This window comes from Synechocystis sp. LEGE 06083 (assembly GCF_015207725.1).
Taxonomy (GTDB): Bacteria; Cyanobacteriota; Cyanobacteriia; order Cyanobacteriales; family Microcystaceae; genus Synechocystis; species Synechocystis salina.
The window spans coordinates 1-17,082 of the sequence record NZ_JADEWJ010000054.1 but is presented as its reverse complement, the minus strand read 5'-3'; the positions used below and the strand labels follow the sequence as shown (position 1 = coordinate 17,082).

The following is a 17,082-nucleotide window of genomic DNA, read 5'->3' as shown; positions in this document are numbered from 1 at the left end:
TTGTATAAGGGACAGGACGGTAGGTCACCGTGGGGGTGGGCAGGTTAGCACCGGCGCTGGCCGTATCCACCACTGGGGCATATTCCGGCACGGCAAACATTGCTAGGTTAGCCATGTAAACGGGGCCGTCACTCTGGAGTCGGAGATAGGTGGACCGGGCACTACTGCGATTAATGGCCAGGGAAAATAGTAGTCTAGTGTGTCCCGGAGGAATAATGATCTGGCTAGGAAAACCGGCCTGGGTATTACCCCGCAATAGCTGGCTCATCAGTTTGGAGCCGGGACCAGAATAAAACTGCCCGTGGGGATCTTCTACGGTGGGAGCAAGATTGATAAAGGGGGCATCGGGGCCAGTAAGATAACTTCCCCCCTGGAGGATGCGGAGGGTGATGGTGCGATCGGTGGGATTCCCCACTAACACTCCCTGGTAGAGAGTACGGGAATCCCTCGGCCGGGCAATGTGATGGGAGAAAAAGTCAAAACGACCGTTGAGGGCTTTATTGAGGTGGGCGTTGGGATAGTATTTGCGGTCAGTGGGGAAGGTGGAGAGCAGAATCCCTTCCCCTTCAATCACTTCTGGACTGTTACTGTTAAAAACGGGTATCTGGTCTAGTTGCCCTGGTAATGGTCTTATTTCCTGCGGCTGGACAATATAATCTGCTTGAATGGGCTGGATGGGGGCGGCGACGATTTGAGCCAACATCATGGGGGAAAGCAGTGGGATCATAATTTGTCCGCTGAAATAAAGAATTTGACAGGCTGTTGGGGGTCAAAGGAAATTAACTTCTACTTAGAGTGCTATTTGGAACTTGTCTTGTCAAGTTGCCGTCTCGGACTTTTTGGCTTTCCGGAGACAGAAGTTGTGGTTTTTCACCGGAGACCAATGACCGAATTCCTGGGTAGAAACACTTGATTGAGGGGCTATGAGGGTATTTTTTCGTAGTTGGTTGAGCTTTTGGCCTGCTAACTTGGGGCTCTTGCTGGCGATCGCCATTGGCGCAATGGGGGGCCAAGCCTGGGGACAGCCGTCACCGGAGGAAAACCCGTTGGATTTGGAGCCGGCCCTGGTGGAGAATAGCCCCACTTTGCAACGGTGGTGGGACGAAACTCCGGATTTGTTTGAGCAAAATAGTAATGATCCAGCTTTTTTAACTAGGGTGCGCTTGGGTTATAACTATTTTCCCAACGATGATCAATCTAGTGGCGCGGCGATCGGTGTCGAAGACCTGTTCATTGGCCAATCTCCTTTGAGTGTGAGCGGCGATTACTACACCAATTTTGCTGGACAACAGGGGGGCGGGGCCAATCTGCAATACTATCTTCTGCCCCTGGGTTGGTATGTCAATGTTACTCCCTTGGTGGGTTACCGGGCGATCACCCAAAATGACTACCACAGTGAGGGGGTTAATGTGGGGGGCAAAGTGGTTTTAGCCCTTTCCCGCACCGGAGCAGCGGACATTAGTTTTAGTCAAAATTTTGTTGCCCCCGGCGGCACCGCAGAAGTGGGCATTAGCACCCTTTCCGTGGGCTATGCGTTGACTCCCCAATGGCGTTTGGCAACGGATCTGCAACGACAAAATTCCTCCGCCTACCGGGAAAGTCGTTTTGGCGTTTATCTGGAGTGGCAACCCCAGCCACGCTAGCTCGACGGGAAATCCTGTCAAACGGGTGGAGGAAACTTTCTGTGGTATGATGCTTAATCGCCGACGGATCGGCAGACCCCAATTGTTGGGGGTGTGGCGGAATGGTAGACGCTGCGGATTTAAAATCCGTTGAGCCTTATAAGCTCGTGAGAGTTCGAGTCTCTCCACCCCCATTAAAGTTTTCCCTAACTTCCCTTGGTTAGGGCTGTCTAATCGCCTGCTCCCACCATCTGTCCTAGGGTAGCTTGGCTGGAGGTTTGGTAGATTTGCGTCAATGCCTGTTTGATTTCCCTGGCCACTTCATAATTTAAGGGCAGATCCCCTAGGCGTTCAATTTGCTGCATGGGGTTATCCGGTGGGGCGATCGCCGTTAATTCCGGGGCCAATTCCCCTCGGTACTGCCAAAATTGTTCGATGGCTTGCTGTTGCTCCGCTTTAGTTTGTTTTTGGGGCTTGGTGGTGGTTGCTCCCTCCTCTGTCTCAATGGCGATCGCCGTAGAGTCATTGCAGAGGTCTGGCTCGTAGGTGGCCAATTGGGCTGGGTTAAGGTGTCGATAACAACTCAACTGCTCCAACAACTCACCCCGGCTCCGGCCCCGCAAGCGAAAAATCACAAAGGGATCCTCTTGGAAATGATCCGCCAACTGGTAGTACACTGCACCGATATGCTTACAGGGATTAGCCTTATCTGGACAACTACAGCGGGAATGAACCTCCCCCAGGGTGAAGGGGAACAAATTTAGCCCATTTTGGACAAACACCTGTTCGATACTGGGGGGCATGGCTCCACTGAGCAACTGGGCCGCATACAGAGCTTGTTCTGCCAAGGTGGCCACCACATAATGCCAATCCTCATCGCTGAAGCAATCCAATCCCAAAGTAACCTGGTAGGGATCCACTTCTGTGCCTTGCACCAGGGCCGTTAGCTTACTCTCCACAAACTGCAAACTAAGGACATTACCCTCCCTGGCATAATTCCTGGCCCGTTCGAGGCGCTTTTTAAATCGGTAGGAATCTAATAGTTCCAACCATCGATCCACCCACCATTGTCGTTGTTCAATCTGCACTGCCACCATAGTTCGGTAATGTTAGACCTGCTAACCACAAGTTTTTAATGAAAGTCACTGCTAGCATTGCCATCAACTTTCCCCTCACTATCCTATACCCCTTTCTCGGGCAATAATGAGCTCTCTTTTTCCCGGTTGACGGAACAAATCACCCTAGTCTTTTACCCTGGGGTATTGCCATCGAAATGGAGGTACACCATCATGGATGTAGAAAATAGGTTCTGGGCCACAGTTAACCATTAATGCCCAACATCACAAAATGTTCAGCAATCAATATAGTTATGGCTCGTTTAATAGAAAATGGCCCAGAACCATAGATTGAAATGATTGCCTTACCGACTTGACAGGAGTTTATGTCACCCCGTTCTTATTCTAGTCAGTTATACGGATATGGATTAAATTGTGCCTTAGATGGATTATCTACGGTGGATAGACGGGCCCGGAGGCAAAAAAAACTGTCGGAGTTGGGGCTGCTGACCAATGGAAACAATACTTTTTTTGAAGAAGCCACCCAAACCGTTGCCCAGAGTCTGGGATTACCCATTTGTATAGTGGGTTTGATGGTGCAGGACGAAATTTACATTACCTCCGCCGTGGGCATATGTAGCTTGGGCGTGAATGATGCTCTGGTGGTTTCCCGGCGCTTACAGCGCAATGAAGCTTACTGTACTATGGTGGTGGATAGTGCCATGCCACTAGTAGTGAATGATGCTTTGGCAGAACCGTTTTTTATCCAGGGGGAATTGTACCAACGTTATGGCATTAGGTCCTACCTAGGCACTCCTCTGCTCACGAGGGATGGTGTGTGCATTGGAACCCTAGCGGTGCTAGATTTTTCCTCCCATGATTTTACGGAACAGAATGTGGCTCTGCTTAATATGACTGCCCGTTGGTGCATGGGGGAAATTGAACACCAAGCTTATCTCAGCGCTAACCAGGGTCAACTTGGCCACAGTTCCCCTAATTTCGGGTTAAATCCGATCGCCATCGGGAGAGATGATGTTTTTTCCTCCAACGGTAATAACCTAAATAAATTGCACAGGCCAGGGCGATCGGACCATTCTCCGGAAGCAGTCAAACTACAATTAGTACCCCATTATCTGATCCGTACCCAACGAGACCTCACTGCGGTGATCGGCATGGCCAGTGTTGTGCGGGACGGAGTTTTTGGCGAGCTTAATGAGAAGCAAAAACAATATCTAGAAATTATCCACCAGAGTGGCCAGCGGGTTAGCCAAGCCATTGAGGAAATCATCGAACTGGAGCAGATTAAACCCGATCGCCAGGGCTTAAAAATTGTCAATATCAATTTGGCCTTATTGGGAGAATATTGGCGGGATAAAATGGCCACCATACTTGGTCAAAATCGGCTTGCTCTAAACCTTTCCCTAGAATCGGGGCTGAAATATTGGCCCCTAGACAAAATTAAAATCAGACAGGGAGTGTACTATCTACTGCTCAGTTTGTTGGATGAGGGAGTAACGGATGGGACCTTACGCATCCACGCTTCTGCTGGCCAAGAATATTTGCACTTAGCCGTTTGGGTTGATTCTCCCCAGGGCCAGGGTCTGCCCCATGTGACCCTACAGGATTTACTCACAGAAGGTGAAGCCCACCAGGCAGAAGTAAATATCCAGTTAACATTGGAACACTTAGCTCTGAAACTGCAAGGCCATAACCAGGAAAGTCAGGGCCGCCATTGCCAACAAATTTTGGCTTTGACCCTCAGTTTTTATTTCATCAAAAGTCATCAGGGGCAAATTGCGCTGCAGGGCAGTGCCGAGCGGGGTTACTGTTACTGGGTGCAGTGGCCGAAAATATCGGCCCCAACCGCCGTCAATCACAGTGAGTACAATCTTTTACCGTTAATACTCCCCCTTACTCAGCCTCGCTCACAATAATGGCGAAATCTGACTCCCAATTGCTCCACTGTTAAATTTTGCGTCCAATATTCCAACAGGGCATGGCCAAAGGCCCAGGCATTGCGGTCGGGGGCCACCGGATTGTCTAGCAATAGGGGCCAGAGGGTCAGTAAATCAAAGGTGGTGTCATCGTCATCCGCTGCCAATAAATTAAATAGGTCATAGGCTAACTGGAGCTTACCCAACACTAATGGCAGTTGCTCAATGGGAATTTGCTCTGCTAGCAAATAGGCCAGGGCTGGGGAACCGGTGGTTAAGCTAGAAAGAAATTGCAACACCGGACTTTTCAACAGAGCTGTCACCCCCTGGGTAGTGGTCATTTGCAAGGCATAACGGTCAATAATTTGGGCCGCCGCCAGGGAACGGGCCTCTAGGTTCCGTAAAAAACGGGCGAGACGTTGTTGTTGGGCCGGGCTGACAACGGTCACTAGGGCCACAGCAAGCTCCTCCAGGCCCCAGGGCGATCGCCCTACCGTTTCATCACCACTAACAACGGGCAAAATTTGTTCACAATACTGGCCTAATTGCTCTGCCCGGTACTGCACCGCTTCCCGAATTGATTTTTCTTTGGACTGATCTCCCGATCGCCAATCGTAAGGAGGTTGCCATTGCCGCACAGGACGCAGTCGGTCCACCTGGGTTACCAAGAGGATCAAAGGACGATCTCCCCCCAGGTTTTGGACATCCCGCACAAAGTCCGCATCCATCTGTAACGCCGGATCTAAAGCGGGATTGAGCAGCAAAATTACGTCGGCCCGTTGGGCATAGTCCAACACCAATTGCCTTAAGTCCGCCCGTTGCCCCTGCTCATAACCGGGACTGTCCCAGAGCAACAGGGTTTGGTCGTCCTGAGTTTGCCATTCATACTTGGTAATTTCCGTGGTGCTGGGCAGTAAATCGGTCACTGCCAGATTGGTTTGAAAGAGGGCATTAATGAGGCTACTTTTCCCTGCCCCAGTGCGCCCCACTAATAAAATATTGACCGGCTGTTGCTCCACTTCCTGGGGGGATTGCCCCTGGGCCAAAATATTTTGCAAAGTCTGGCTTTTGGCTTTCACCAGCCCTGGGATTGGGTTGCCCCCACTGGCAAAATTGTCCGGTAAATTACCACTGGCCGGATTGTACAAGGCGATCGCCTGGCGACAGAGAGTGCGGAGGGTTGCTTCCCGTAACTGTTGACTGAGGTTAACTAACAATTGCTGGGTAGCCTGCTGATTGCTCTGTTGACTAGCTAGCCGTGCCGCCGCCGCCACCGGATTAAGCAACCACTGACCCCAGTACCACGCCTGCCAAATTTTTTTCAGGGATGGTTCTAGCTTTTGATAGACCTCATAGGATTGATATACTTGGGACAAGGAAACTTGATTGAGGGTGGGGGAAAGGTTAGCGACCCAGCGGTCCATATCATCCACCGTACCCCGGATCAAACCATAGGCATCCGGCACATAAATATTTAGTAAAGGGTATTTCACTTCCGGGTAATAGCTCTGGGCCACCGCTGTCACCACTTGTTGACATCTCTGCCAAAACAATGGCCAATCCTGCCACACTGGCACATCTTGGCGGGAAGCCTGCAGTATCTCGTTTAGCGCTTCCTCGATTTTCTCCACGTTAACGTCCGCCGTGGGTTCCCCCAGGGAAACGGTGGGAAAAGATACCTGCCCATTGGGGGCTGCTAGGGGGGCTGTCCACCGCACCAGCAACCACCGCCAACCAAGGAAAATTAACACTACCACCGCCCAAACCCAGTTCAAGTGCCAAGCATTAATTTGCCAACTGGCCGCCACCAACAAAAAGGTGATTACCCCCGCAATGGGTAACACTAAAATCACTCCCTGCCAGGGGCGGAGACGGAAATTGGCGATCGCCATGGGGGCTCTCAACAAAAAAACATTGTCCCCATGGTATGGGCCCAGGGGCAAAGTTTCAACAGGGATACCGTGATAGAATGAAAGGTTGGATTCCGCCTGCCTGGAAAGCTGATTTACGACCTTACTCCAACCAGGATTTGTCTCTAGATATACTTGCAAACCAACTTTTTTACTTCTTCAACCATGGCTGACGATATTCGCATTTTGATGTGCCCCCCCGACCACTACGACGTGGACTACGTAATTAATCCTTGGATGGAGGGCAATATCCACAAATCCTCCCAGGAGCGGGCCGTAGAGCAATGGAAAAAACTACACCAGACCATCAAAGAATGCGCCATTGTGGACTTGGTGAAGCCGGCAAAGGGTTGGCCTGATATGGTCTTCACCGCCAATGCGGGGCTGGTATTGGGAGAAAATGTGGTGCTCAGTCGCTTCTACCACAAAGAACGCCAAGGGGAAGAACCCTATTTCAAAGCTTGGTTTGAAGAAAATGGTTTCACTGTTTACGAACTGCCCCAGGATTTGCCCTTTGAAGGGGCCGGGGACGCCCTGTTTGACCGGGAAGGTCGTTGGTTGTGGGCGGGTTATGGTTTCCGCTCCGAACTAGATTCCCATCCCTACATTGCCAAATGGCTGGATACGGAAGTAGTTTCCCTGCGGTTAATTGACGAGCGTTTTTACCACCTTGATACCTGTTTTTGCCCCCTGAGTGGTGGTTATTTACTCTATTATCCCCCTGCCTTTGACGCCTACTCCAACCGGGTAATTGAGATGCGCATTCCCCCGGAAAAACGGATCATTGTCGAGGAGTTAGATGCGGTTAATTTTGCTTGCAATGCGGTCAATGTTAACGACATCATCATCATGAATTTGGTCAGTCGAACCCTGAAGGATAAGTTGGCTGAGGCCGGCTTTACGGTGCGGGAAACTCCCCTGACGGAATTTTTAAAAGCGGGGGGAGCAGCCAAATGTCTGACCCTACGGGTAACGGAGCCTATTCTGGAAGATGTCCATGCCACCGTTTCCATTGAAAGTCGGGTGATTCGCATGGAGGGCCATTTACTTGATGCCGGCATCCTCAACCAAGCCCTGGATTTGGTGGTGGAAAACAGCGGTAGTTTCCGGGTGTTGAACTTCAATTTGGGGGTAGAGCGCAACAGTACCTCCAGCGCGGAAGTCAGGGTTTCAGCCCCCTCCCACCAGATTATGGAAGAGATCATGACCGAACTGATTGATCTCGGCGCAGTGCCGCCTCCCCAGGAACTCTGTGATATCAACACCGAAACGGTAATCCAAGCAGGGGTAGCTCCAGATGATTTTTATGTCAGCACCATTTATCCCACGGAGGTGCGGGTTAATTGCGAATGGGTCCAGGTGACAGGACAACGGATGGATGCGGCCATTGTCGTCACTAGCAATCCTCCTTCGGCCCGCTGTGTACTCCTCCGGGATCTCCAGGTCGGCGATCGGGTCATGGTAGGAGTTGAAGGCATTCGTACCATCAAAAAAGTCGAATCCCATGACGGCGGAGCCCGCAAAGAAAATAAAGAGTTTGCCTTCATGGCGGCGGGGGTTTCCAGCGAGCGTCGGGTGGAACTTTTGGTAGAACAAATTGCCTGGGAAATGCGCCAAATCCGGGACCAGGGAGGCAAAATTGTCGTCACTGCAGGGCCTGTGGTGATCCACACCGGCGGCGCCCAACACCTTTCCCATCTGGTGCGGGAGGGCTATGTCCATGCTCTGCTGGGGGGCAATGCGATCGCCGTCCATGACATTGAGCAGGCCACCATGGGTACCTCCCTCGGAGTCGATATGCAACGGGGCATCCCAGTGCGGGGGGGACACCGTCACCATCTGAAAATTATTAACACTGTGCGGCGCTATGGTGGTATCCACGAAGCGGTGGAAGCTGGATTTATTAGCAAAGGGGTCATGTACGAATGCGTGAAAAATAACGTCCCCTATTGCCTAGCCGGTTCCATTCGGGATGATGGCCCCCTGCCCGATACAGAAATGGACCTAGTCCAAGCCCAGGGTTGTTACAGCGAGTTAATTCAAGGGGCAGATATGATCCTGATGCTGTCCAGCATGTTGCACTCCATTGGAGTAGGTAATATGACTCCTTCCGGGGTAAAAATGGTCTGTGTGGACATCAACCCCGCTGTGGTAACCAAGCTCAGTGACCGGGGCTCGGTGGAATCCGTCGGAGTGGTCACCGATGTGGGTTTATTCCTCAGTCTTTTGGTACGGCAACTGCAACAACTCACCAGACCCTACAGTCTGAACGAAACCTTTTAACTTTTGTCCTAGTTTTTGGCCCTGGGGTGTTACCTGTGGGGCCAGGGCTAGTAAATTGGAAATATCAAGAAGTAGGTAAAAAAGTTTTAAGGGATGGGGTCAAACCTTCCCCGTCTCCGAGGAACTATATTATACTTTTAGCGTCGGGGTCTGGATTTTGGCCCCAGCTAAAAATTGATTTTCGTGATTCACAAGCGAGGTTATCGTGTTAAACAAATCTGTTCAAACCCTCTCTGGAGTTTTGCTTGCTGCTGCTGCCCTAGGTTTTGCTGCCCCCGCCCAAGCTGAGCCTTTTCAAACCAAGGGTAACATTTTATTGAGCCAACTTCCTGGCCATGACATGTATGCCCCCATCAACGAGCAAATGAGCTTCGATGGGCTGGCGATCGGTCGGGTACGGGGCAAGGTTGGTAGTATCATCCAAGTTGAACTGTTACCCTATGGTGACTTCCCTGGTTACATTGAAGTGAGCGACAACAGCCGCATCTACCACTGGGACGGCGCCGGTGCTGCTGAACCCGGTGATGACGTTTTGCTCCAGCCCGTGTTCGATGACAATGGTAACTACATCCGCACCGATTTCTATTCTGCGGCTCACCCCACCTGGTTGACCCGTTTGGATCTCAAGGAAGTTCAAGAAGTCACCATTTCCGAAATTAACTTCCAATCCTCCGAACCTGTTGGTTTGCCCCCCGTGACCCGGTCCGCCCCTGCCGCCGTAGCCCCCGCTCCGGCTCCCATGCCCGTCCGTGGTCTTTGGTAAGCCGTCTGGTTACGCGATGATCTTATTTTACCGGCTTCTTTAATAGCTGGACTTAGTGTCTATATTCTCCTAAGCGTTGTGTTCACAGCGCTTTTTTAGCGATCGCCATTTATCCGCAAGCAACTAAAGTTCCCGTCGTCCCTCCAGGGCCCGAGCCAGGGTAACCTCATCGGCATATTCCAAATCTCCCCCCATGGGTAAACCAAAGGCAATGCGGGTAACTTTGGTAAAAGGTTGCAGTAATTTACCCAGATACAAAGTGGTGGTTTCCCCTTCCACGCTGGGACTAATGGCTAAAATCACCTCGGTAATTTCCGGCTGACTAACCCGATGCAATAGGGGCTGAATGGTCAACTGCTCCGGGCCAATGCCGTCCATGGGGGAAATTACCCCGCCCAAGACATGGTACTTGCCCCGAAATTCCCTGGTTTTTTCCAAGGCAATTACATCCCTGGGATCACTGACCACACAGATAACACTGTTATCCCGTTGGGGATGGCGACAAATATCACAGACGGGCTCAGCGGATAAATGGAAGCAGACCTGGCACTGCCCCACCCGTTTTTTAGCGTCGAGGAGGGCTTGGGCTAAGTTTTCTACCTCCGCATCGGGGCGCTTGAGGAGATGTAGAGCAAGACGTTGGGCCGTTTTTGGTCCCACACTGGGGAGCCGTTGCAATTGTTCAATGAGACGGGCTAGGGGAGGAGTGTAAATGGCGCCAAGACCTCCTGGTGCGAGAGAAATTTTACTAATGGGGGCAAGTAAATAGCCGTAGAAACCAAGAGCTGATGGGCAATGGAATCGACGGCCATCTTCCACATATATTGTGCTACGCTATCGCCAATTATCGGCAAAACTTTCCGGGGTAATGTTTAATTCAGCGTAGATAGACCAACTGTTTGAACTTTATCCATTCCTTGTCCACCCGTATTTCCTATGCCTCAAACCAAAGCCCACCTGAGAGTGACTACCCATTCCTGGCCCGGAGGTTTTCTGGCTGGGGAAGTACGGGCAGGGAACTATGAATGGCAATTTCACTGGAATTTTCGGGGGGGCAAATTGCGAGTACAGCCTTCCCTTGGGCGATCGCTCATTTTTGAGCCCCTGGGACGTTTTTTAGAACGGAGTGATTATCAATTGGAGCCGGGGGGGGACTATGAATTCATTCTCCGCAGTCGGCTTTAGAGATTGTTTAAAAAGCCCCCTGGCCCTGAAGTTTTGGGGGCAACTGGAAAAAAATCCCCCAGAGTTGCGGTCGCCTTAGTGGGTAAGCTGAGACTTTGCCAACAGGCTCTAGGCTCGACTTTGTCTATTTAGGGCGCATAACAAAGTAGATGAGACCAGGTATGGAATAACCGGGCAGGAATTTTTACCACATGAGTCTTGTCTGAAGATGTCGGAAAAGTCTGGAATTGCCATAATCGCTTCCTGACCAAGGCTAAAGCATCCACTTGACAACATGGGCATGGCTTGAGCGTACTGGGTCTCTATAGATACCCCCAGCTGCAATCTGTTTTCCCCAGCAGCAGTCTATTCTACCGTCTAATCCCAACAGTAGCGTGCCAGTGGGGATAAACTCTGCCGGCCCCGTTGTTTATATCGTTAAACGCTCGTTGCTAGTCCCACATAACTGACTTAAAATTCTAAAATTTTAGAGGGGGTATTCCATAATTCAAGTTGTACTGATAGCATTGCCGACGGGATAGGGCATTTCTCCTTTTTTTTGAAATTGCCTACGCTGATATCGCCATTTTAGCTTCTCTTTTCTGATAGAAGAGCGATATCACAAAATTACTAAGGAGTTCTAATTGGGCCAAGACTTCCATCAGCATTTCCGTCATTGGACAAATATTCGCCATTTATGATCTTAGTCAAGATCGCAGTCTATTGTCCCAAGCAGATTAATACCGGTAAAACACCCCCTTAAAAATTGTCAGAAATAGTTTGGGTGGGGAACTCATTGGGGGGAGCAATTATGCCATTGGTGCGGCGGAACTGGTCAATCTCTTTGATTAAGGCTCCCTCAGATTTTTGGCTAATCAAATAAAACTTGAACTCCTGATCTTGGCTAAGGTAGGCTGCGTGGGCTGCACCATTCTCCACTAGGGGGCGGAAACTTTCATCCCGGGCTACATATAACTGGAAGAAAGGCACCATCACCGCAGAACCGTAGGCATGGAGCAAGTTAGGGTCGGGCAAGTTTAAGTTAACTGCTTCCACTGATTCCACTACGTTTTTGATGTTGGCATCAATTTTGGAGAAGTCCACATGAGCTTGCCCCTCCATCAGTGTTAGGTACTTGTCCCGGCTGGCTAGGCGAGGAAAAGAACGGGCCTGCTCCAACACAAAGGGGGTGGCGGGATCATAACTTCCCCCCAGCAGTAGCACAGGCACAGTTACCCGATGCAACCCTGATACGCCGAAGAGGGCACTATTGACCGGATTAGCCGCTAGCACCGCTACTACCCGGGGATCGCGAAAGTCGTAGTCAGACCTGGGCAGGGTCAAAGCATCGCACTGTAGTAGGAGAGCGGTATTCGGTACCCCTTGGCCAATGGTACACTCCGATTCTAAAAAGTCCCAATCAATGGTGGCTCCGGCCACGGCCAAAGCCCCATAACCACCAAAGGAGTGGCCACCCACCCCCACTTCCGTTAGGTTAAGGCGATCGCCAAATTCACTGGCATTACGGCGTTCCAACTCATCGATGACATAACTGATGTCCTTGGGTCGGTCAATAAATTCCGTGGGATAGTAACCTTGGCGAGAAGTGCGGTTGAGCAGAGCCTGGGCCTGGAGAATGTCACTACCGGGGTGTTGGGGCAGAGCCACTACAAAACCATAGGAAGCCATTTTTTCGGCGGCAACATCGAAATCTTCAGGGCGAGAGGCTAAACCATGGGAAAAAACTAAAACTGGAGTTTTACCCGGTTTCCAGCGTTGGGGACGGTACACATCCACATAAAAACGACGGTTACGACTTTGGTCAGTTAACCACCAGGTTTCCTTGGGAGCCACACCGTAGGGGCCCATTTCAGTGGGGTCAGGCAAGACGCTAAAGTCAATCTCCCCTTCTGAAGCGGCTTCAATTTCCGAGAGGGCAATCATTTTCTGGATAAAGTGTTGGGACGCATTGACTAACAGTTGGGCTGCCCTGGCCCTCTGTTCTACGACTTCCCCTTGGAAATGAATGTCGGTGGGATACTTCCTAATAAAATTGATCAGGCTTAATCCCCCCTCGGGATCCTGAGCAGCCTGGACGATCGCCGCCCGAATGCCATATTTGGAGTTAGCTCCCCAAGGCGCATTGAGAATAAACGCGGCCCGAGCTAAGGAATCTTCCCCCAGACTAGTGTTAAAAAAGTTGCTGAGCACCACGGGGTCTACCTCTGCCCGGAGCCCCATAATTTCCCTTAACTTGGTCAGTTTTTCTTCGGAGGCTCCCACTAGGTTGAATAAAAAGCTGAGATTGGAGTCCACAGTGCCATCCTGCACAAATCGTTCCAGGGATTCCACCCGCACTGTCAACTTAATGGGCCCGTAGGTAAAAAAGATATTTTCTGCGGTTTTGCCCGGCAATTGGACGGCGATCGCCGTGAGGGTTCCCAAACAAATGGACTGCAACCAACGACGGAGGTTTGAGGGGAAGGTGACCATGGAAGCCATATTAGGGTTAATAAAGGGCGGGAACAACCAAGTTGCTGGACTGGAGCAATAGGCAAGAAACCTGAGCTAATTCTAGGCAATTTTTTTGCCATTGCCCCTAACGTAAAGTTATTTTTTTCTTCGTTACCTTTTGTTACCTAAAATTCAACAGAGGCAATCTAGACTGGACCTTTTGTCACCGTTGCTCCGTCCACGGAATGGGGGATAATCTAGACGAGATCATTAGGGACCCTGACTATGCAAAAAGCCGACGAATTTGCCATCCACCTGTTTTTGGCCAATGGCCATCGGGAAGAAGTCCGCTTCATGACCATTCAAGATTTTCAAAAATGGTACAGCAACGAAGTTGTGCCCAAGCACGACTCCCAGGAATTTATCAGTGTGCCGATCAAAAATATTCAAGGTGAGTACATGGTGGTGCGACCTTCGGCGATCGTTGCCATCCGGGTGGAACCAATTTTCTTTGGCAGTGTGGAGCGCATGTAATCCATTGTGTATAATCTTGATACAGAATGGGGTTTTGCACTTCCCTTGATGCCCCCATTACCGTGAACGTGCATGGATCAGTCCCTAACCCAAGATCGTCCCCTAGCGGCAGTGTTTCGACGCTTAGGCAGTGAGTTGATGCCCCCGGTGGTGGAAACTTTTGATCGGAGTAAAACAATTTTTTTTCCTGGGGATCCGGCGGAACGGGTTTATTTTTTGCTCAAGGGAGCGGTTAAGTTATCTCGGGTCTACGAAGCAGGGGAAGAGATCACCGTCGCTCTGCTGAGGGAGAACAGTGTTTTTGGGGTATTATCGTTAGTTACAGGGCAACGTTCTGACCGTTTTTATCACGCAGTGGCTTTTACTCCGGTGGAGTTGCTGTCTGCCCCCATTGAACAGGTGGAACAGGCTCTCAAGGAGCATCCCGACCTCTCATTGTTAATGTTGCAGGGCCTTTCTTCCCGCATCCTCCAGACGGAAATGATGATTGAAACCCTAGCCCACCGGGACATGGGTTCTCGTTTGGTTAGCTTTTTGTTGATCCTCTGTAGAGATTTTGGTGTACCTGCCCCGGACGGCATTCGCATTGACCTCAAGTTATCCCACCAGGCGATCGCCGAAGCCATTGGTTCCACCAGGGTAACGGTGACCAGGCTCTTGGGGGATTTGCGGGAAGGCAATATGATCTCCATCACGAAAAAGAAAATTACCGTGCATAATCCCGTTGCTCTCAGTCAACAGTTTACCTAGCCACCCCCTATGACCAGTGCCTATATTCTGGTTCTTTCTGTCCTGGTCCTGGGCGGGATCATTGCTGCGCTGGGGGATCATTTAGGCAGTAAGGTGGGGAAAGCTCGCCTACGCTTGTTTACACTACGACCCCGACAAACGGCAGTGGTGTTGACGGTAATTACTGGTACCCTAATTTCCGCTTCCACCCTAGGTATTTTGTTCACTTTTAGTAAATCCCTGCGGGAAGGGGTATTTCAACTGGATGATATTTTGGGTCAGTTGAGGGTGGCCAAAGCAGAATTGGAGCAGGCTAGCCAAGCCAAAGAGGAGATTGAATCAGAATTGAGTGCAGTACGTCAGGAGCAAAAGCTAGTACAAGAGCGGAGTCGAGAGTTAGACCGTAATTACACCAGGGCATTGCAACTGTTGCGTCGGGTATCCCAGCAATCCCGAAATTTGCGCCAGGAAGTGACTAATCTGTCGGCGGAAAGGGCGGAGTTAAATCAACAAAAGGACTCCCTATTGGCGGAAGCCACGGAGCTCCAGAGTCAAGTGAAGTTGCGAGACCAGGAATTGTCCAAACGCCAGGAACGCATTGCTCAACAGGAGAAAGTCCTTGCCCGTCAGCAGGAACAGGTGAAGTCTTTGGAGCAGAGGTTTGCTTCTTTGGAAGCCCAGCGCCAACAACTACAGGCGGAAATCAATCAACGGGACACCAAAATTGATCAACTCGACCAGGCGATCGCCGCTAAAGATAATGACATCCAGGTGCGGGAAGAAAAATTACAGGGGCTAGAAACGGAACTCAGTTTTCTGCAAAGGGAAGTGGAAGAACTAGAGCGTTATTACCAAGATTACCAAGAATTACGGGGGCAACAAATTGCCATTCTGCGAGGTCAGTTATTGGCCTTTGGTGGACTAAAGGTGGTAAGCACCGAAGCTGTCAGTGCTGCGGTGGATCAATTATTACGTCAGGCCAATCGCACCGCTCTGCAATTGGTCAAAACCCCCAATATGCCAGTGCCCGATGAACCCATTGTCCGGGTGACCACTGCCCAGGTGGATAGCATTAAAAACCAACTGCAACCAGGGCAGGAATATGTTATCCGGGTACTATCGGCGGGGAATTATGTGCAGGAAGAAAGGGAAATTCGCGTCTTTTTCGACGTGGTGCCTAACCGTCAAGTTTTCCGAGAATCTGAAACCATTGCCACCATTTCCCTCGAATCCTCTGACTTTAGCGAAGTTGATGTCCAAAAACGGATTGATTATCTCCTCGCTGCCGCCCAATTCCGAGCCCGTCGGGAAGGCATTCTGGGACCCATTCAGGTGGAAGATGGACGCATTAAAACCCTAATTGATTTTATTGAACAACTCCGTCGCCAATCTGATAATCCCCCCAATGAGGTGCGGGCGATCGCCGCCGAGAATACGTCGGTGGTGGGACCGCTAAAAATCAGGATTATTGCCTTGAGGGGCAATGAAATTGTCTTTGAAAACTGATGGGCAAACCTGGACACCATCCCCTTGCGATCAAGAGCCGGACTAGCTACCAGAGGGTATTTTTCGGGTCAATCTGACGGTCATCCATGGAGGGGGTTCTGATCGGTGGCGGTGGTGGCGGCGGAACCGCTCTTCGTTCAGTAACACCTGGTGGCGGCGGGGCTTGGGCGGTAGTTAACTTTAAAAAAGCTTGGCGTAGGAGGGGCAGACAATTGTCCCAAGTGACTTCTTTGTTCACTGGCTCCAACAGATGGTAACGCTTGAGTAACTCTTGAATTTGCCCCAGGGTGCTTTCCGCGCCGCGATAGTTCACCTCAATTTCCGAAACAATTGGTTCTGAATTACGCAAGGGGTCCCTTTCCACTGCGGCGATCGCCCGACGAACAGCGGAAGTCAGCTCACTGCGATACTGGCGTCCCGCCACCCGCCTTTGTTCCTCCACTCCCTTAACACTGGAAGCATAGAGGGGAGGTAAACGATTGAGGGCATAGGTAGCTACCTCGGTTAGATTGAGATAATTTCTCAGATTTTTGGGGTAGAAACGCAGTTGCTTATCAATCTCCTCATAGACCAACGTTTCCATAACATTGACATGAACGCCGGGATTGATGGGGGCTGAGGACTCGGAGGCGAGAAAATCCATGGCAGAGAGTTGGGGAAAGTGACAACTAGACGAAAAAAAGTATCACAGAGGAGCGGGGGAAAATACGGGGCAAATACATTCCCGGATTCAAGTAGCACTCCGATTTTAGCTGAATTAAGGGATTCTCGGCGCAGTCATTCAACACAATTTAACTGGTGTGGGATAATGGGACACTGCGTCATTTACCTAGGCTCATTATGCGATTGTCCCAGATGCTCTTTGTCACCCTCAGAGATGATCCAGCGGATGCGGAAATCCCCAGTCATAAACTGCTGGTGCGGGCCGGGTTTATCCGTCGTTTGGGCAGTGGTTTGTACGCCTATTTACCTCTGATGTGGCGGGTGTTGGAAAAGGTGAAGCGCATTGTCCAGGAAGAAATGAATCGCACTGGAGCCCAGGAATGTCTACTGCCCCAATTGCAACCCTCGGAATTGTGGAAAATGTCGGGACGGTGGGACACCTACACTGAGTCCGAAGGCATTATG

At 50.7% G+C, this 17,082-nt stretch carries 13 protein-coding genes, 1 tRNA gene and 2 pseudogenes; 10 read left to right on the top strand and 6 right to left on the bottom strand.

The window, feature by feature from the left end:
• Window positions 1-727, bottom strand: a 727-nt coding sequence (locus tag IQ219_RS06330; RefSeq protein WP_194072071.1) for a DUF3370 family protein, incomplete at its 3' end; no start/stop codon positions are given.
• 196 nt (window positions 728-923) lie between these two features.
• Between IQ219_RS06330 and IQ219_RS06325 the strand changes: the two genes are divergently transcribed.
• Both IQ219_RS06325 and IQ219_RS06320 read left to right on the top strand, forming a co-directional pair.
• Window positions 924-1,643, top strand: a complete 720-nt coding sequence (locus tag IQ219_RS06325) for a hypothetical protein (protein ID WP_194072070.1) — start codon at window positions 924-926, stop codon at window positions 1,641-1,643.
• A gap of 87 nt (window positions 1,644-1,730) precedes the next feature.
• Window positions 1,731-1,816, top strand: a tRNA-Leu gene (locus tag IQ219_RS06320).
• Between the two features lie 36 nt (window positions 1,817-1,852).
• Here IQ219_RS06320 and IQ219_RS06315 read toward each other — a convergent pair.
• Complete coding sequence (locus IQ219_RS06315; RefSeq protein WP_228016753.1) at window positions 1,853-2,719, bottom strand: SWIM zinc finger family protein; 867 nt, start codon at window positions 2,717-2,719, stop codon at window positions 1,853-1,855.
• Between the two features lie 416 nt (window positions 2,720-3,135).
• Between IQ219_RS06315 and IQ219_RS06310 the strand changes: the two genes are divergently transcribed.
• Window positions 3,136-4,611, top strand: coding sequence for a GAF domain-containing protein (locus IQ219_RS06310; protein WP_368667574.1), 1,476 nt, complete (start codon window positions 3,136-3,138; stop codon window positions 4,609-4,611).
• Here IQ219_RS06310 and IQ219_RS06305 read toward each other — a convergent pair.
• Window positions 4,593-6,503, bottom strand: a complete 1,911-nt coding sequence (locus tag IQ219_RS06305; protein ID WP_194072068.1) for a GTPase family protein — start codon at window positions 6,501-6,503, stop codon at window positions 4,593-4,595. The genes IQ219_RS06310 and IQ219_RS06305 overlap by 19 nt on opposite strands.
• A 183-nt stretch (window positions 6,504-6,686) precedes the next feature.
• Here IQ219_RS06305 and IQ219_RS06300 point away from each other — a divergent pair, with 183 nt between their 5' ends.
• Complete coding sequence (locus tag IQ219_RS06300; protein WP_194072067.1) at window positions 6,687-8,804, top strand: TIGR00300 family protein; 2,118 nt, start codon at window positions 6,687-6,689, stop codon at window positions 8,802-8,804.
• A gap of 241 nt (window positions 8,805-9,045) precedes the next feature.
• Window positions 9,046-9,567, top strand: a complete 522-nt coding sequence (locus IQ219_RS06295) for a hypothetical protein (protein ID WP_228016752.1) — start codon at window positions 9,046-9,048, stop codon at window positions 9,565-9,567.
• A gap of 123 nt (window positions 9,568-9,690) precedes the next feature.
• On the opposite strand, the pseudogene recR reads toward IQ219_RS06295, so the two are convergent.
• Window positions 9,691-10,388, bottom strand: a pseudogene (gene recR, locus IQ219_RS06290) (recombination mediator RecR).
• A 115-nt stretch (window positions 10,389-10,503) separates the two neighbouring features.
• On the opposite strand from recR, the gene IQ219_RS06285 reads away from it, so the two are divergent.
• Complete coding sequence (locus IQ219_RS06285; protein WP_190598731.1) at window positions 10,504-10,752, top strand: DUF3146 family protein; 249 nt, start codon at window positions 10,504-10,506, stop codon at window positions 10,750-10,752.
• A 738-nt stretch (window positions 10,753-11,490) separates the two neighbouring features.
• On the opposite strand, the gene IQ219_RS06280 is transcribed toward IQ219_RS06285, so the two are convergent.
• A complete protein-coding gene (locus IQ219_RS06280; RefSeq protein ID WP_228016751.1) occupies window positions 11,491-13,224 on the bottom strand; it encodes an alpha/beta hydrolase in 1,734 nt (577 codons plus the stop codon).
• Between the two features lie 246 nt (window positions 13,225-13,470).
• Here IQ219_RS06280 and IQ219_RS06275 point away from each other — a divergent pair, with 246 nt between their 5' ends.
• The 3 genes from IQ219_RS06275 (at window position 13,471) to IQ219_RS06265 (ending at window position 15,954) form a co-directional block, all read left to right on the top strand.
• Complete coding sequence (locus tag IQ219_RS06275) at window positions 13,471-13,719, top strand: hypothetical protein (protein WP_162328209.1); 249 nt, start codon at window positions 13,471-13,473, stop codon at window positions 13,717-13,719.
• Between the two features lie 72 nt (window positions 13,720-13,791).
• Complete coding sequence (gene ntcA, locus IQ219_RS06270; RefSeq protein WP_010872636.1) at window positions 13,792-14,469, top strand: global nitrogen regulator NtcA; 678 nt, start codon at window positions 13,792-13,794, stop codon at window positions 14,467-14,469.
• Between the two features lie 9 nt (window positions 14,470-14,478).
• Window positions 14,479-15,954: a DUF3084 domain-containing protein gene (locus IQ219_RS06265; protein ID WP_190598732.1), complete on the top strand. Its 1,476-nt coding sequence runs from the start codon at window positions 14,479-14,481 to the stop codon at window positions 15,952-15,954.
• 46 nt (window positions 15,955-16,000) lie between these two features.
• Here IQ219_RS06265 and IQ219_RS06260 read toward each other — a convergent pair whose 3' ends face one another.
• Window positions 16,001-16,597, bottom strand: a complete 597-nt coding sequence (locus IQ219_RS06260) for a late competence development ComFB family protein (protein ID WP_194072065.1) — start codon at window positions 16,595-16,597, stop codon at window positions 16,001-16,003.
• Between the two features lie 197 nt (window positions 16,598-16,794).
• Here IQ219_RS06260 and IQ219_RS06255 point away from each other — a divergent pair.
• Window positions 16,795-17,082 (top strand): annotated as a pseudogene (locus tag IQ219_RS06255) (proline--tRNA ligase); the annotation flags it as partial.